The sequence below is a fragment of the Bacillus sp. 5w2 genome, from assembly GCF_054353775.1.
Genome location: NZ_JBTIWT010000001.1, coordinates 282,740 through 300,100 on the forward strand (window position 1 = coordinate 282,740; position 17,361 = coordinate 300,100).

The 17,361-nt window shown below is 33.2% G+C and carries 20 protein-coding genes and 1 pseudogene; 4 read left to right on the forward strand and 17 right to left on the reverse strand.

Annotation, left to right across the window (positions count from 1 at the left end):
* Positions 1–105: 105 nt before the first annotated feature.
* Complete coding sequence (locus tag ACXY7N_RS01380; protein WP_016088047.1) at positions 106–999, reverse strand: mechanosensitive ion channel family protein; 894 nt, start codon at positions 997–999, stop codon at positions 106–108.
* A 253-nt stretch (positions 1,000–1,252) separates the two neighbouring features.
* On the opposite strand from ACXY7N_RS01380, the gene ACXY7N_RS01385 reads away from it, so the two are divergent.
* The gene (locus ACXY7N_RS01385; RefSeq protein ID WP_016088048.1) at positions 1,253–1,702 is read left to right on the forward strand and encodes an NUDIX hydrolase; all 450 of its coding nucleotides are present in this window, start codon (positions 1,253–1,255) and stop codon (positions 1,700–1,702) included.
* A gap of 34 nt (positions 1,703–1,736) precedes the next feature.
* Here ACXY7N_RS01385 and ACXY7N_RS01390 read toward each other — a convergent pair whose 3' ends face one another.
* The 10 genes and pseudogenes from ACXY7N_RS01390 to asnB all read right to left on the reverse strand — a co-directional run bounded on the left by ACXY7N_RS01390 (position 1,737) and on the right by asnB (position 10,137).
* Positions 1,737–2,285, reverse strand: coding sequence for a cysteine hydrolase family protein (locus tag ACXY7N_RS01390; protein WP_488592237.1), 549 nt, complete (start codon positions 2,283–2,285; stop codon positions 1,737–1,739).
* A gap of 114 nt (positions 2,286–2,399) precedes the next feature.
* Positions 2,400–2,590: pseudogene (locus tag ACXY7N_RS01395) on the reverse strand (hypothetical protein).
* Positions 2,591–2,715: 125 nt separating this feature from the next.
* Entirely contained in the window at positions 2,716–3,204 is a 489-nt protein-coding gene (locus ACXY7N_RS01400; protein WP_016088050.1) for a hypothetical protein, read from the reverse strand.
* A gap of 259 nt (positions 3,205–3,463) precedes the next feature.
* Complete coding sequence (locus ACXY7N_RS01405; protein WP_016088051.1) at positions 3,464–4,111, reverse strand: nitroreductase family protein; 648 nt, start codon at positions 4,109–4,111, stop codon at positions 3,464–3,466.
* 98 nt (positions 4,112–4,209) lie between these two features.
* Entirely contained in the window at positions 4,210–5,085 is an 876-nt protein-coding gene (gene dat / locus ACXY7N_RS01410; RefSeq protein WP_016088052.1) for a D-amino-acid transaminase, read from the reverse strand.
* A gap of 131 nt (positions 5,086–5,216) precedes the next feature.
* Positions 5,217–6,179 carry an ABC transporter substrate-binding protein gene (locus tag ACXY7N_RS01415; RefSeq protein WP_016088053.1) on the reverse strand — a complete coding sequence of 321 codons (963 nt, stop codon included), beginning with the start codon at positions 6,177–6,179 and terminating at the stop codon, positions 5,217–5,219.
* A gap of 151 nt (positions 6,180–6,330) precedes the next feature.
* Positions 6,331–7,173, reverse strand: coding sequence for a phosphatase PAP2 family protein (locus ACXY7N_RS01420; RefSeq protein ID WP_016088054.1), 843 nt, complete (start codon positions 7,171–7,173; stop codon positions 6,331–6,333).
* 231 nt (positions 7,174–7,404) lie between these two features.
* Positions 7,405–7,734, reverse strand: a complete 330-nt coding sequence (locus tag ACXY7N_RS01425; protein ID WP_033659684.1) for a hypothetical protein — start codon at positions 7,732–7,734, stop codon at positions 7,405–7,407.
* Between the two features lie 48 nt (positions 7,735–7,782).
* Entirely contained in the window at positions 7,783–8,142 is a 360-nt protein-coding gene (locus ACXY7N_RS01430; protein WP_016088056.1) for a GNAT family N-acetyltransferase, read from the reverse strand.
* 93 nt (positions 8,143–8,235) lie between these two features.
* Entirely contained in the window at positions 8,236–10,137 is a 1,902-nt protein-coding gene (asnB, locus tag ACXY7N_RS01435; RefSeq protein ID WP_000333816.1) for an asparagine synthase (glutamine-hydrolyzing), read from the reverse strand.
* 217 nt (positions 10,138–10,354) lie between these two features.
* Between asnB and ACXY7N_RS01440 the strand changes: the two genes are divergently transcribed.
* Positions 10,355–10,819: an Hsp20/alpha crystallin family protein gene (locus ACXY7N_RS01440; protein ID WP_001288085.1), complete on the forward strand. Its 465-nt coding sequence runs from the start codon at positions 10,355–10,357 to the stop codon at positions 10,817–10,819.
* Positions 10,820–10,854: 35 nt separating this feature from the next.
* On the opposite strand, the gene ACXY7N_RS01445 is transcribed toward ACXY7N_RS01440, so the two are convergent.
* A complete protein-coding gene (locus tag ACXY7N_RS01445) occupies positions 10,855–11,442 on the reverse strand; it encodes an SCO family protein (protein ID WP_016088057.1) in 588 nt (195 codons plus the stop codon).
* Positions 11,443–11,777: 335 nt separating this feature from the next.
* Here ACXY7N_RS01445 and ACXY7N_RS01450 point away from each other — a divergent pair, with 335 nt between their 5' ends.
* The gene (locus tag ACXY7N_RS01450; protein ID WP_016088058.1) at positions 11,778–12,752 is read left to right on the forward strand and encodes an MBL fold metallo-hydrolase; all 975 of its coding nucleotides are present in this window, start codon (positions 11,778–11,780) and stop codon (positions 12,750–12,752) included.
* Between the two features lie 263 nt (positions 12,753–13,015).
* On the opposite strand, the gene ACXY7N_RS01455 is transcribed toward ACXY7N_RS01450, so the two are convergent.
* From ACXY7N_RS01455 to ACXY7N_RS01470, 4 genes are all read right to left on the reverse strand, one after another.
* Positions 13,016–13,858, reverse strand: coding sequence for a DegV family protein (locus tag ACXY7N_RS01455; RefSeq protein ID WP_033659830.1), 843 nt, complete (start codon positions 13,856–13,858; stop codon positions 13,016–13,018).
* Positions 13,859–14,009: 151 nt separating this feature from the next.
* Complete coding sequence (locus ACXY7N_RS01460) at positions 14,010–14,261, reverse strand: DUF2535 family protein (protein ID WP_000629012.1); 252 nt, start codon at positions 14,259–14,261, stop codon at positions 14,010–14,012.
* 344 nt (positions 14,262–14,605) lie between these two features.
* Positions 14,606–15,346, reverse strand: coding sequence for a twin-arginine translocase subunit TatC (tatC, locus tag ACXY7N_RS01465; protein WP_033659683.1), 741 nt, complete (start codon positions 15,344–15,346; stop codon positions 14,606–14,608).
* Between the two features lie 42 nt (positions 15,347–15,388).
* A complete protein-coding gene (locus ACXY7N_RS01470; protein ID WP_000492443.1) occupies positions 15,389–15,574 on the reverse strand; it encodes a twin-arginine translocase TatA/TatE family subunit in 186 nt (61 codons plus the stop codon).
* 335 nt (positions 15,575–15,909) lie between these two features.
* Here ACXY7N_RS01470 and trhA point away from each other — a divergent pair, with 335 nt between their 5' ends.
* On the forward strand, positions 15,910–16,566 hold the full coding sequence (trhA, locus tag ACXY7N_RS01475; protein ID WP_016088061.1) for a PAQR family membrane homeostasis protein TrhA: 657 nt from the start codon (positions 15,910–15,912) through the stop codon (positions 16,564–16,566).
* Between the two features lie 42 nt (positions 16,567–16,608).
* On the opposite strand, the gene ACXY7N_RS01480 is transcribed toward trhA, so the two are convergent.
* Positions 16,609–17,328 carry a lysophospholipid acyltransferase family protein gene (locus ACXY7N_RS01480; protein WP_016088062.1) on the reverse strand — a complete coding sequence of 240 codons (720 nt, stop codon included), beginning with the start codon at positions 17,326–17,328 and terminating at the stop codon, positions 16,609–16,611.
* Positions 17,329–17,361: the final 33 nt, after the last annotated feature.

The following is a 17,361-nucleotide window of genomic DNA, read 5'->3' on the forward strand; positions in this document are numbered from 1 at the left end:
AAATTCTACAAATTAAAAAGAACTGAATTCCTTCAGCTCTTTTTTTCTATCAATCATTTTATTATTATGTTGAAAGCAGAATTTTCGTTAACCAACGGTTCTACTTTAGCTATCCGATAAAGATTGTCCACTATGGATATGCTGTAAACTTTCAGTAGTAACGACCATATTTGCTGCTGGCATTTGCACTTGATTCTTATGGAACATAGACATTAATTCAAACCTTACTTGTCTAGAAGTTTCAAAATAATCTTCTGGCTTTATCAAACCTGTAATACAAAATTCGTATCCAACATATTTTAGATTCGGGTTTAAGTCTGTAACACCAACATATTTAAACGGTTCAACAGCTTCATCATCTACTTTATAAAGACACTGAGCCAATTCTTCATTACAATTCACACAAACTTCTTCTAACAATTCCTTAACTCTTGTAGGATCTTCTTGATAACTTACCGTAATCCGTTCAATTACGCGCATCCATCCTTTATTAAAATTTTGTATCGTTCTAATCTCTCCATGTGGTATCGTAAGAAGTTTTCCTGACCATTCACGAATTTGCATAAAGCGAATACTAATTTCCTCAATCGTTCCTGAGTTTGTTCCGTTAAAAGTAACAAAATCGCCAACACGAAACTCTTTGTCCGCTAATCGCGCAAATCCCAATATAACATCTTTTAGCATTTGTTGTGCAGCAAAACCGATAACAACCCCCGCTATCCCTGCACCTGCAATGATACTTTTTATATCTACAAACTGGCTAATTAAATATATGATTAGACTGATGATAATGATATATCTAAAAATAGATCGAATCACACTTTGAATCGTTTGCTCTACCTCTTCATCAAAAAAGCTTGATTTCCTAAAAAACCAATCAATAATGCGGTTTATTACAAAAGAAATAATGATCAGAACTAAAGCAAATAGTAAAAATCTTAAAAGCAAAAACTCCCGTACATAATTAAAAAATTCTTCAGTATACGTTAATAAACTCATCTAACCACTTCCTTAACTAATGAAAATTTCATGCAAAACTGATTTATTGTATTATTTTTTGATTTCCTTAAAACTTGTTACACTTTCTTCTATAAATATACCCTTTTTCATTATTTAAAGGGAGCTGACAATTGAAAATTTATTAAATAAATTTATTTTAAGACCGCAATACTCACCTAAACAAAAAGGGAAATATTAACCCAACACCGAATAGTTCATTTGAAAATATTTTGACTCGCGGAGGTTACAAATAATGGGCTATATCGAAGAGCTAAGAGAAGTAATTGGATCAAGACCACTCAATTTAGCAGGAGTCGCTGTAGCTGTTTTCAATGAACAAGGACAAATATTACTACAACAAAGACGAAATGGGATTTGGGGTGTTCCTGGTGGTTTCGTTGAACTTGGCGAATCAACAGAAGAAGCTGGAAGACGAGAAGTACTTGAAGAAACAGGGATTGAAATAGGAACTTTACAATTAATAAACGTATTTTCTGGAAAAGAATTTTTTGTGAAATTACCGAACGGGGATGAATTTTACCCCATAACGATCGCATATCTTTGTAAAAACATTACAGGCGGTACATTAAAAGCCGATGGATTTGAATCATTACATGTACAATTTTTTAATTTAAATGGGTTACCAGAAAAAATTAGTCCGTTCCTAAAAAAACTAATCGAGCAAAACGTCGTCACAATTTAAACGTAAAAAGAGACCTTTTTAAAGGTCTCTTTTTTCACTTCACTTCTGCATGTAAGCATGACTTAAAATGTCCCAGTGCAAATTCATGTCCTTGCTCATTAAAAGAGGCAACTGCCTTTTCATAAACTACAATTTTAAATCCTTTATTATAAGCGTCTACTGCTGTGTGAAGAACACAAATATCAGTACAAACACCTACAAGATGAACTTCTTCTATTCTTCTTTCTCTTAACTTCATCTCTAAGTCTGTTCCTGCAAATGCACTATATCGTGTTTTATCCATATAATATACATTCTCAGCATTCTTATATGTTTCGTACACATCTTGTAATTCACCAAACAAATCTCTTCCATTTGTACCAGCTAAGTTATGAGGCGGGAATAACTTTGATTCTGGATGATATACATCGTTTTCTTCATGTTTATCGATCGCAAAGACAACGTAATCTCCATTCTTAATATATTGCTTCGTTATATCTACAATTTCCTTCTCAATTTCTTGTCCTGGTTTCCCGCATGTTAAAGCACCTTTTTCATCTACAAAATCATATGTATAATCAATATTAATAAGAGCTCGTTTCATAACTTCTATCTCCCCTTTTTCTGTTTCACAGTAAACAATAGAAAATTTGTTATTACGACATCGTATGTACTATTCGACATTTCAAATAAAATACCTACATTTTTCTTGTAAAACTTACCTTAATCCGAGTTTATCATATAATAGATATACAATGGTAAAACAAATAGCTCCTATTAACAATTCATGAATTAATTAAGCGTAATTTGAATGACTTCTTGGATCGTAAACCAAATTTTTTACAGTATTATACTAATTATGTAGAAACGAACACACCAATTCAAATCTTCAACCTCTTTCTCTGTCATAGTAGAAACAAATGATTTCTTCCTACTTAATCGTATTAGAAAACGAAACAAGTTATTCACTGTTACATCCTCTAGTCTAAACAAAAAAGCACACTACTTTTTGAGTAGTGTACTTTTTATTCTTCTTAAGACGCAGGTTTTGTTTCAAATGTTGCTTGATTAAAACTAATAACCTTTCCTTTCGGGTCATTATTTTCATACTGAACTGCAGTAATCGTATGACTACCTGTCTCAAGTGTCTTTTCTTTTAATTGTACTGTTGTCTGTGTTGTACTAGTGACTTGATGTTTATCTGCATACACTTGGTCTACAAATATAAATGTTTCTTTATCGTTCTGAAAATTAGAAAGCTCTAATTCAACTTGCTGAATTAAAGTATCTTTTTTGATGAATACAGCCGGTATATTACCATTCTCAGAAGTGCCATCTGGTGTAATGACTTTTACTTTTCCTTCTCCGACTGGCACTGCTCCTTCTGGAAATACAACTATATTCTCATTACTTGCGTTTACAACTTTTTCTTCCTGCTTTGGTTGTGTACCCTCTTTTTCCTGCGGAGCACCGCAACCAACTAATAACAATACAGACAATCCAGTGATTATGAATTTTTTCAAAATTCATCCCCCCTGTCATTTCATTATAATTTATTATACAAAAATAACTTTTAAATTTTAAGACAACTATTAACACTTTCATGAACAAATAGAATCTTGCTCACGATTAATGTATCATACTTTCCTTAATAGAACATTAATTTTTTTTATGAAATAAATAGTAATTCCCTCTTATCTATCATTTTAGCCCAACAGATGAATTACATACCTGTCCAAAATAAAAAGACATTGTTCATTCAATGTCTTTTTATTTTGGGCTTTAAAAAACAAATGTTGTAATCTCATCTACTTCTTTTCTTGGAAGTTTCTTGGGCTTATCTTTCGGAAAACCGAGTGAAATAACCATATTTATTTGTTTTTCAGGCTCAATTTGTAAATATTGTCGTAGTTCATCTTGAGCTAGCAATACCGGTCCTGTCATCGGACAAGTACCAAGCCCCTTCGCATGTGCAGCCAACATTAAGTTTTGTGCCGCTAAACAGCTACTCTTAATCCCTTCCTCTTCCCAAACTGAATCTGGAACAAAAGCAATTGGATCAAATATCTTTTCGCGAAACTTTGATTCATATGGTGTTGCCAAACATACGATTAATACTGGCGCCTCCGAGAAAGCTGTTGCATATGGTCCGAAAGAACGTGTAAGTAATTTCCCTGCTTTCTCTTCTCCATTTTCTGCCGCTTTTGCCGCAAATTTATGTAATGCATCCCATGTCATTTGTTCAATTTCTTTAATTTTCTCTCGATTCATAATGACTAAGAACTCCCATGTTTGTGAGTTCGTATCACTCGGTGCATAACGAGCACAATCAATAATTTCTTTTATATCACTAGTGGATACTTCTTGTTCTGTGAACTTTCTAACACTTCGTCTACCGTGAATTACTTCTTTAAAATCTTCATAATTCATACATTAAATCCCCTTTTTACAGCGTTTTCAAATCTTGTCCTATGCTTGAATTATATCATGAAAAAAAGCTGGAGGAATACCAGCTTTTTTCTTCAATATTAGTTCGTAACTTTAAACAAACTAATACTTTCTTCATATGCAACTTGAAGTTTCTTTGTAATCGGTCCTCTTTCGCCATTTCCAAATTGCTCGTCACCAATTTGAACGACTGGGAATATTTCAAGTGGTGTCGCTGTAAAGAAGCACTCATCAGCCTCATATACTTCTTGTAGTGAAAATTCTCGTTCTTCTACATCAATATGTAATTCATTCGCTAATGTAATAACGTAGTGACGTGTAATGCCGTGTAGAATGAAATTGTCAGCCGGATGTGTAGTCAATTTATTATTTTTCACCATAAAGAAATTTGAATGACACCCCTCAGTTACAATTCCATCTCGTACTAATATCGCTTCTTGATAACCTTGTTCGTTTATTTTATTTTTAATCATAATATTAGGTAGCAGGTTTAAAGATTTTATATGACAGAACTTCCAGCGTATATCCTCTTCAACAGTAACTTTGATTCCTTGTTCCATAGCAGCAATTGGTCTTGGAAACGAAACAATATTTGCAAAATATGTTGGTTGCATATTTGACTCATATACATGATTACGCGCTTGCGCACCTCTTGATATTTGCAAATATACATTCCCGTCTTCTTGAAATTGATTTTTTTCAATCATTTCATGTAACTCTTCCACTAACTCTTCCTTAGTAAACGGTGGAATTAGTTTTATTTCTTCCATAGAATTAAAGAATCGTTCTAAATGTAAATCTAATAAATGTGGTTTCCCATCATATAGTCTAAATACCTCGTATATACCATCACCAAATTGAAAGCCTCTCTCCTCTAATGGAATCATCGGCTGTTCTTCCTTCGTATTTACAATACTTCCGTTAAACAATATCCAATCCTTATGAATAGCTTTCATTGATTCCCACTCCTTTATTCCATGATTGATTTAATTGTACAACTTATCCACACTCAAAAGAAGGAATTTTCTGTATTTTAACAAATATAAAAGTGCACCACCTATTTAAAGTGATACACTCAGTTATTTATTTACTTCAGAAAATATTTTTCAATATCATCTAACATAAGGTTTGCAGCTACAATACCACCTGCTGTATTCCAAATCACTTCATCTACTTGGAATACTTTATTATCTTTAGAAGCCTGTAACTGCTTAAAGAGTGGATCTTCTGTCCATTCTTTCGCTAATGTATTTCCTTCATTATTCTTATCCGCATCTTTATCAGATGTGAAATAGAATAAATAATCCCCGTCCATATTTGGAATTTGCTCTTTTGTAATTCCTTTTATCGCAAATTCATCTTTATCTTGTAGTGGTGGTCGTTTAAATCCAATGTCATTTAATACAACGCCTGAGAATGAATTTTTTTGATAAATCCGAACATCACCTGGAACGAAGCGAATAATTGAAACTTTCGAGTTAACTTTATCACCTAATTGTTCTCTTATTCCTGCAATACGCTTTTTATAATCATTAAGAGCATTTTGCCCTTCTTTTTCTTTATTCAAAGCTTTTGTATACAGCGTAAAGTTTTCTTTCCAATCACCACGCAATGTTTCAGCATATACAGTTGGTGCGATTTCTTTTAATTGCTCGTATATTTTTTCGTGACGCATTTTATTTCCGATAATTAAATCTGGCTTAAGCTTCATTACTGCCTCTAAATTAATGTCACGCTCAGTTCCTACTACTTTCGTATTTTTTAACTCTTTCGCTAAATGAGGATACCATTCATCACCAGCTCGTGGTTTTGTAGTTCCAACTGGCGTTACTCCAACACTTAAAAGTGCCTCAGCACCCTCATTTGTTAAAACAACAACTCTTTTTGGCGTACCATTTACTGTCGTTTCTCCCATTGCATGTTTTATCGTATACGAATCTTTTGCCTTCGCCGATGTATCATTTTCTTTTTTCTCTTCTTTACTACACCCTGCAATTACAACCATAAGTATCATAATGCAAAACATAAATAGTTTTTTAGTATGTCCCATATGTCCTCCATAGATGAAATTGATTATCATTAACAAATAAAGATTAATGTATATCTCATACATTGTCAATATATATATCAGAAAACTTTTTCAATATATATAATTTATATCTCATCTTCATTCAAATTTTCACTGTACGTATCTGTCATCCTCATCTTTCTAATCGTAATATTCGAAAAATAAATGGACATAAGAAAGTAATTGTAATTCCAGTCAATACATAACGTAAATAATGCATATCAGGTATTACTTTTTTTAGTATAAACTGCATTATTAGCATGACACTAAGGCCTAATACTGTTTTTATCACTTGCATTTTTAAATTATTATTTTCATTAATTTTAATAAAATGATTTTCTAACATTATACCAATCGTAGAACCTGTTAAAACCCCTAGCAATTTAAAATTATCTATTTGGTCTGTCATAAAATACATAATGAGTGAAAATACCAATACTATTCGTTGTAACAATATAAATTTCCTATCACTTAATTTCACCGTTACTTTCGTATATAAATAAACAACTATGACACTAATTAAAACGGCACCTATTATATCACTGAGCCAATGTACACGTAAATACAGACGAGACGTAGTAACCAATATAATAAAAATAATTCCAATGATCCAAATGATTCTCTTTTTACATAAAATCATGAATGAGCCCCAAAATGTTGTCGCTAACTGGACGTGAGTACTTGGAAAAGAATAACCTGCGGCTGATTTTTCATATAAAGCTTGAATTCCGTCGTATGTATACGGTCGTGGGATTTTCATGAACTCTTTTACCACTAACCCCATATAGCCAGAGAAACAAAGCATAACAATCATATGAAATGCTTTTCTTTTAGAGACGCACCAATATAAAATCGAAATAATAATTAAATATAATGTCTCATTTGCAATACTAGATACAAGTTTAAAAAATGTTGTAAGTACACTTCCCTCCAAACTTGTCATCCATTCAAGAAATAACATATCAATATTAAACATACAAAAACGATACCTCCTAAAAAATTTCCTTCTGCTATTTGTCAGCACTTAATATAAACTAGTTGATTAACATTTCAAATTTATACACCCACTTACGTTACAGATTAAGAATATATAGTACCACATACTAAAAACAGATAATATGTTAAATCCTCTAATCATTTTTATAAATTTCAATGAAATTTTGAGCTTTATATACAAAGCCATTACAATTACAAACAAAAAACCGCCTTATGTAAGGCGGTTTTTATCATTTTGCTTTAACCAATTTAAAAGAAATATATACGATTGATAGTGAATATAACGTATGCAAAATAAAAGAAATAAAAGGGCTATTCCAGTGGTACTATACAGCAAACCAAACTTTAAGAAAATATTTAAAAGCGGAGGAAAGTTCGTTATGTTTTGTAATGTAATAAACATACAAAACAATAGGAAAAACACAGGAGCATATTGTAATTCATACGGCTTTCTCTTCTTATTCATTCTTTTTCGAATGAACATATGGATTAGCTCTGCTACTATAAAACATCCGCCAATTAATACAAGACCAGAAGTCATTGTCATACATCCACCTGCCTTATATTTATCTCGCATAACTACTCATCGTTATATTTTCTTCACATATATTCCGTCTTCCTCATTAAACCCAAAGCTCTCAATGAAAGATTTTGCTTGTTCTGTTAATTCCGTTTGTAATACCTTTATTTCTTTCACATTTCTTTCTTTCATCATCGTTTCAAATGTAAAATACGTATTTGTTCCATAACCATAACTTTGATAATCAAAGTGAATAATTAGCTGAGATAAAATCGCACTCTCCTCTTGAACACGATAATCTATTACACCAATATATGTATCATCGACTTTCACACAATACTGTACCTGTTCCTCACTTAAACTATGTGAGCGAAACATTTCTTTAACAACGCTTTCATTTTCTACAGTAACTTTCTCAAACGTAATCATATGTTGTCCATCCTTTTACTATTATTGTATCAATAATGCGTTCCATTTATGAAAAAAACCTTAAGACCATATGCGATCTTAAGGTTTTTCTTATTAAACTAAGCTATACGCACGTTTCGTTTCTTCGTGGAACTTATTCGTATCGTATTTATGCTCAACATAAATTTGATGCCATACCATAAACGCAAGTACAGTCCAAATTTTACGGCTATAATCGCCTTTATCTGCACAATGTGCTTCCAGTAAGTTTAATACATACTGTTTGTCGATTAAATGCTCTGTTTTACTCTCGTTTATAATATTGATAGCCCAATCATGCATTTCGTCTTTTAACCAGTGACGAATTGGTACTGGGAATCCAAGTTTTTTACGATCTAATACGTGATCCGGAACGATTCCGCGTGCTGCTTCACGTAAAATAGCTTTCGTAGTTCCGTTAGCAATCTTAAATTCAGTTGGAATTTTAGATGCAACATCGAATACTTCTTTATCTAAGAACGGTACACGAAGTTCTAATGAGTTTGCCATTGTCATTTTATCAGCTTTTAATAAAATGTCACCGCGTAACCATGTGAACATGTCAATGTACTGCATTTTACTTACATCATCATAATCTTTAATTTCGTTATACAATGGTTTCGTGATATCCATATAGTTAACACTTTCATTGTAATACTTCATTAATTCTGCTTTCTCTTCTTCACGGAAGATTTTCGCGTTTCCATAGTAACGCTCTTCAATTGGCGTACATCCACGCTCTAGGAAGCTCTTTCCTTTAAAGCCTTCTTTAAGAGCACCACTTAATGCTTTTAGAACGCTCTTACCTGGGCTAGGAATGTAAGAGAACATTTTTAGTGAGTTTGGCTCACGGTAAATGTTATAACCACCAAATAGCTCGTCTGCACCTTCACCTGAAAGAACAACTGTTACATGCTTACGTGCTTCTTTTGCAACGAAGTACAATGGTACAGCTGCTGGATCTGCTAAAGGATCATCCATATGCCAAATGATTTTTGGGAACTCATCCATAAACTCTTTCGCTGAAATGAATACGTTATGGTTTTTAACGCCTAATTTCTCAGCAGTTTCTTTCGCAACATCGACTTCACTGAAACCACGTTGCTCAAAACCAACAGAGAATGTTAAAAGATTTGGATTCATTTCTCTTGCGATAGAAGCGATGATAGATGAATCGATACCACCAGATAAGAATGAACCTACTGGTACATCACTGCGCATATGCACTTTTACTGAATCATATAACACATCACGAATTGCTTGGATATGCTCCTCTTTCGTTGCGCTTGAAGCATTGAAATAAGGTTTCCAGTAGCGATGAATTTCCATCTCTTTACCGATTTCTTTTACGAAATAATGACCTGGCTCGATTTTATTAACATCAATTGTTAATGTTTCTGGCTCTGGACCATATTGGTAAGTAAAGTAATGTTGTAGTGACGTTGGGTTAACGCCTTTATCTTCCATCACATGCATAATACTTTTCTTCTCAGATGCGAAGAATGTAGTATCACCTTGTTGTGCGATGTATAAAGGTTTAATACCGAAGTGGTCACGTGCACCGAAAAGTTTCTTCTCTTCACGATCCCAAATCATAAATGCAAACATACCACGAAGATAGTCTACACATTTTTCTTTCATATGTGCATATAAAGCAATGATAACTTCTGTATCAGATTGCGTTGCAAACGTTGCACCTTTTTCAAGTAACATTTCACGTAATTCTACATAGTTGTAAATTTCACCATTAAAAATAATTACATATCGATCATTTTCATAAGTTAGCGGCTGATGTCCTGCCTCTAAGTCAATGATACTTAAACGGCGGAAGCCAAATTGTACATGTTCATCACGAAAATATCCTTCGTCATCTGGACCTCTGTGGAAAATCATCGTGTTCATATTTTCAAATTGATGTTTTTCTGTTTCTGAAAACTCTCTAGGGTTTTCACATAAACATCCTACAAAACCACACATACTTCTTACCCTCTTTCAGTTTTCATTCTGTCTCTATACTACTATATCAACCCTATTTATACTAGCATAATCAACTGAATATGGCGACCAAAAACTATAAAAAAATCACTCCATTTCACATTTTTAACATTTTTTTATGAAAACATGAAAACTAGGCACTCACCTTTCTCCGCTTTTGTCATATGATATTGCAAATTGATTTCTAGGAGGGAATACCATGAGTGAAGAAAAAAAAGATTCTTCTCGCCCACCGGTTCGTAATTACTTAAAGCAAATTGATGATTTCTTCGAGCAAACACCACTTCGCAATGTAATCGCTGATTTAAATCATTTTTTCCAAAAAGGAAACCGTTTATTAACATTCCCTGTAGATTTATATGAAGTTGGTGAAGAACTCGTTGTTACAGCTGAACTACCAGGTATACAAAAAGAACAAATCCAAATTGAAATACAAAGTGAATACTTAAAAGTCTCTGTAAAAGAAGAGATACTTGAAGAGGAAGAAGAACAAACATCCCATAACTATTATCGCCGAGAACGTTCCATTTCAGAAGCATCAAGATTAATTAAGTTACCGTATTCAATTAATAAAAAAGCAGCGAAAGCTTCTTATCAAAACGGTGTATTAGAAATTCGCGCACCAAAACTTCCACAACAACATGACATTTTATCCATAGACTAATGCAAAAAAAATAAGGGTGCTATGCACCCTTATTTTTAATCCACTAATCGCTTCATATCACGTATAATATCTTCGTATGGCGTATTACTAATGCCGCTATACTTTTTCATTACTTTTCCGTTTTGATCAATTAAATAAAATGATGTACCATGCATAACTTGACCATTCTCAGGTTTATCTACAAGTGATTGGAAATTATCTTTTGAAAACTTTGTAATATCTTCTAACGAATAACCCGTTAATAAATTCCAGTTACTAGTATCCTCTGTGAACTTTTGAATGAAAGCCTTCAGATTTTCTGGCTTATCAAGGTCTGGATCTACACTAAAAGAAACAAACTGAACATCTAATTTCTCTTCTTTTGCCATCTTTTGCAGTTTTGCCATATTAGCAGTCATTGGCGGACAAACGGTTTGGCAATTTGTGAACATAAAATCTGCAACCCAAACTTTCCCTTTTAAATCTTTTGTACCAAATTGCTTTCCATCTTGATTTGTAAATTGGAAAGTTTCTAAATCCCAATTTAATGGTTTACGAAGCTTTGAACCTGATTCACTACATCCAGCAAGTACAAAGAGACAAAATACAACCATAAGACCAATTATTTTTTGATAACGCTTCATTTATAAACCTCTTTTCTCTATCCTAAATTTAAATAGGTTACGTTTATCATAACAAAAGTTAACACTACGAGAAAATTGTTTACTACATTTGTTCACGAAATCGTACGAATTTACGTATGTAACTTCTTTATTTCAAGCCAATTACTAGACAAAATATATTTTTTTACTATTATTTCTCTAAATAGAAGTTGCGAAACTAATTTTATTGTTACTTTTGTAAATACATCCCCCTGTTTTTTAACAATTCCTTAAACATTCATCCATGTTATACACTGTATTCCTTAACAACATTTCGGTACAATACAATTACAACGATTTTAAATGAGGTGATGTTCATGACAAAACGTTATGAAAACATGGATAATGTGAGCACAAAAAAATCAATTCGTTCCTTTTTACGTTGGCGTAAAGAACGAAAACAAAATAAAAAGGATTTTTCTTTTTTAGTAGAACAATCACCTGTTAAACAAAGTAAATTCCTACAAAACAACTTTGAAAAGACGACTGTAACTTGGATTGGTCATTCCACATTCCTTATCCAAACGAATGGGCTAAATATATTAACAGATCCAGTATGGGCTACTAAATTAAAATTAGTTCCAAGACTTACTGAACCAGGTCTTTCTATACAAGAATTACCTAAAATTGATATTGTCCTCATTTCACACGGTCATTATGATCATTTAGATTTTTCAACGCTTCGCCAGCTACATGATGATGTTCTATACCTTGTACCTATTGGACTAAAAAAATTATTTACTCGCAAAAAATTTACTCACGTAGAAGAGTATAATTGGTGGGGAAATACAACAATTAATGATGTTTCCTTTCACTTCGTACCTGCCCAGCACTGGACGAGAAGATCCTTATTTGATATGAATACATCTCACTGGGGTGGATGGATTATTCATAATGAAACGACTTCGGAAACTACTTATTTTTGTGGTGACAGTGGCTACTTCCAAGGTTTCAAAGAAATTGGCAAACGCTTTTCAATTGATATTGCTCTTATGCCAATTGGCGCTTATGAACCAGAATGGTTTATGAAAATATCTCACGTTTCACCTGAAGAAGCAGTGCAAGCATATTTAGATTTAAACGCTACGCATTTTATACCAATGCATTACGGGGCTTTTGCACTCGCCGATGAAACACCTCGCGAGGCAGTAACAAGGCTTCGAAATAATTGGAATTTACGTATGTTACCGTGGGAACAACTGCATGTACTCTTTTTAGGTCAAACTTTCACTTATAATAGCGTAACAAATGATAAGCAATTGAATAAAAAAATTGAAAGTTTACATGTATAACGTAACTACTTATTTTCTATATCTAACATATAATATAGAAAATCATAAAGTGAAACTTTAATCAGTGGGTGTTTTCTATGAATGAATATTTACAGACTCGCTATATCATTAGCGGGAGTGCCTGTATAGCCCTTCTTATTTCTTACTTTCTCTTCACATAAAGTGAAACTTTAATCAGTGGTGGCTTCATCCTCCACTGATTATTAGCCCACAAATAGAGTAATAAAAAAGCTACTTGAAATAAATTCCAAGTAGCTTTTTTATTACTCTGCTAAATACATAAATCCAATTGCACCCGGACCTGTATGAGTACTAATAATAGGCGTTGTATAGAAAATTTCTGATTGAGCAAACCCACTCACTTTTTCAACCGCCGCTTTTACACTTTCAGCTAAAGGAATTGCTTTCGCATGTGGAATTGCCACAGCTTTTACAACTTTTCCAGCTGTATCTTCCTCAAATAACTTAGCTAACGTTTTTACAATTTGGCCTTGGCTACGCACTTTCGTTACAGGGTTATAAACACCATCTTCAAGGCTAGCAATTGGCTTTATATTAAGCAGCGAACCGATAAACGCTTTTCCTTTACCAATACGCCCACCCTTCACTAAGTTTTCTAATGTATCTACGACTACATATAAACGAGTATTCTTTCTCACTTCATCTACACGTTTTAAAATTTCTTCTAGTGAGCGTCCTTCATTTGCCATTTTCGCAGCTTCAATTACTTGATAAGCTAAAGCATGTGTAATAAATTGAGAATCAACAACTGTTACTTTTGTATCGGTCATCGATGCAGCACTATTGGCGGTTGCCACAGTACCACTCATTCCACTTGTCATATGAATAGAAAGCACTTCACTTCCATCTTCGCCTAACTTGTCATACATTTCTACAAATGTACCCATTGCTGGTTGTGATGTTTTTGGTAGTTCCTCTGATTTAATCATTTCTTCAATAAATTCATCAGGTTGTAGATCAACGCGATCTAAATATGTTTGTCCATTTACAGAGATTGATAATGGTAGAACATGAATGTCATACTTCTCAATTACCTCTTGTGATAAATCTGCCGTTGAATCTGTTACAATTTTAATTTTTTGCATATTATATTCTTCCCTTTCCAATACGCTCTCCTTGTTATTATACTAGCATTCCCTGTGCTTTCAACAATTTCGAACAAATTTCACCAAATTAATTATATTTTTATACCTAAAATGAAAAAGACAGAGATCCTAACCCTGTCTCTACTCTATATCATGCATTTTTTTCAAGAGTATTTGTTTTATATACATTTAGATAATCATTCCACTTCAAACAATTTTGTAAATATTCACGGAAAGAATATGAAAATCTTGGGTGTTTTTGTTTTTGAATTTTTGCAATAAATAATTGAAGACGAGACTGAATTAGAAACGATAATGGATGCTGCGCCTGTAGGACAGGGATTTCAAATATTTTAATACAATCCCCTGTTGAATGAGTGAAATAAAAACTTTTCGTAATCACAATATCAATCCTCTTTTTCATTGGATTTTGAACTTTCTCTACTTTACGCTGTAACACGTGTTTAAAGTGGAGACTCCTATGAATACAACAGTAGTATCCTTAGACAATCCCTTTAATCCTTATAGTTAGAAGATGTATCTTCAATTCATCTCCACCTAATCCATCCCCCATCTTAAATATCCGTTAAGACAGGAATCTCGTTATCCGTAAATTACTTAATACATTCAGTATAAACTTATAAAAGCGCAAAGTTTGTCTAAATTTTGGAGATTCTATAATTTTTTTCTTCTATATATTGTATACGTTTATAGCTAGAGTATAACAAATAAATAAAAAAAGTGCCTTTATAACGAGGCACTTTTCGACTGAATTTCTTCTCTTTTCTTTTTGCGCTTACTAACAACCTTTGATAGAGCGATACTAATTTCATAAATACAAATAAGTGGTACAGCTACTAAACTGTGTGATAAAAAATCAGGCGGTGATATACACGATGCGATGATAATTAATGCTACATAAGCATATCTTCTTATTTTTATTAGAAATCCCGCCGTCAACAATCCAATACTTGTTAAAAACATTACAACTACAGGTAATTCAAAAATCACAGCAAATGGAACTGTTAAATTAAGAACAAAATGAAAATACTTTTCTGTCGTAAACATCGTATTAAACATTTCGTTACCTATCGTAGTTAAAAAATGAAATAAAAACGGCATTACAACGAAATATCCAAAACATAAACCAGCAATAAATAATATGGACAATACCGGTATATACATCACTGTCATCTTTTGTTCATTTGGATGTAAGCCCGGTTTTACAAATAACCAAATTTGTATAGCAGCAAAAGGAATTGTACAAACGATAGCAAATACTGTAGCAATCGAGAAAAAAATCCACAATACATCACTAGGTCCCAGAACTGTTAACTTCATCGGCAAATCTTTTACGAGCCAAAAATATATATCCTTCGTAAAAGTAAATCCAATAATTAAAAATAGTACAAATGATAAGACTGTATATATTACTCGTTTACGAAGCTCAACAATATGTTCTACTACGCTCATTTCTTGGTCTTCCATCTCGTTCACCACACTTTATTTATCCATTACAAGGAAAATCCATTACATTTTTTCCTTCTTTTCCTTCTCTTGAAATGCGTCATCTGTCAATTCTTTCGTTGATTTTTTAAACTCTTTTAACGTTTCCCCTAAAGCCTTTCCGATCTCCGGTAATTTTTTAGGCCCAAATAAAATGAGTACAGCTACTAAAATTAAAATTAACCCTGGAAAGCCAATATTTGAAAACATTTCTCCATCCCCTTTATTAGTAGATTCCTTGTCCTACTATTACATAATTTTATTTTGTCAAAAAAGTTTGAAAACGTCAACAAATCCATTGCCTTTTGTCAAAAAAATTAAAAAATATAATCAATTATACAAATTTCATTTTCTATTGCCCTTGTGTATGATATGGTAAGGGAAACGACATATTATTTTATCCCGTTTTAACGGGCAGTAAGAACCACCACCTCAAAATTCAGTGCAAGCAAAGAAGTTACGTGGGGGCTCAACTAATAATCAGTCGAGGATGAACCCGCCACTGATTAAAGTTTCACTTTATGATAGTAGAAAGGATTTGCATTATGACTAAAAAAATGACACGAATGACGCAATTTGTAAAAGAAGAAATTGCAAATGCAATTACACATGGTATCGGTGCCATTTTAAGCATCCCTGCCTTAATTATATTGATTATTCACGCCTCTAAGCATGGTACCGCATCTGCTGTAGTTGCATTTACGGTTTATGGTGTAAGCATGTTCTTACTGTACTTGTTTTCAACATTGCTACATAGCATTCACCATCCAAAAGTAGAAAAATTATTTACTATACTAGATCACTCAGCTATTTATTTATTAATCGCTGGCACATATACTCCTTTTTTACTTATTACGCTTCGTGGACCATTAGGCTGGACGTTACTCGCAATTATATGGACACTAGCAATCGGGGGGATCATCTTCAAAATTTTCTTTGTACGTCGTTTTATCAAGGCATCAACGTTATGTTATATCATAATGGGATGGCTCATTATCGTTGCTATTAAACCACTTTATGAAAACCTAACTGGACATGGTTTTTCACTACTTTTAGCAGGCGGAATTTTATATTCTGTAGGGGCTATATTCTTCCTTTGGGAAAAGTTACCTTTCAATCATGCCATTTGGCATCTTTTCGTATTAGGTGGTAGTGCGATGATGTTCTTCTGCGTACTCTTTTACGTCTTACCTACGGCATAATAAAAAAGGTTTCAGCTTAATGTAAGCTGAAACCTTTTTTTATTACTTATGTAATTGCGATGCGATAACATCCTGTGTATGCTTCGTTAATTCTTTAATATCCATATTCGCATACTCTTCAGGTGTAATCGGTTTAGAAATTATTACTGTTGCACGAGCTGGCTTCATACGGTTTCCATTCGCTTCAAACATTTTATATGTCCCATCTAATGTTACAGGTAAGATTGCTACACCAGATTTTACAGCAAGGTGAAAACTCCCAGCCTTAAACTCTCCAATTTCGCCACCCTTACTTCTCGTTCCTTCAGGGAAAATTACGATAGAATGCCCATTCTTCAATAGTTCAATACCATCTTTAATCGCTTGAAGTGATTGACGACGATCGCTACGATCCATAAATACACAATTCATAAGTTCCATCCAAGTTGGTACAACCGGGAACTTTTTAATCTCTGCCTTTGAAACGAATCCAATTGGTTTATTTAAATAACCTAGTAAAACAGGGATATCCATATTACTTTGATGATTACTTACAACTAGTACTGGCTTGTCTTTCGGAACATTTTCAAGTCCCTTTACCTCTACTGTGGAACCAGCTACACGTACCATTTTCTTACCAAACCAATTTGTCGTTTTATACACAGCATTATCTTTCTCTTGTGGCGACATCGTATTTACTTGTTTTTTCAGACGCCACATTCTCGGTGTAATCGCAATTACGATTAAAATTAAATAAAAGATTTTAAAAAACGTTTGAATCATACAGAACCCCCACCTATTATCATTCCGACCTTC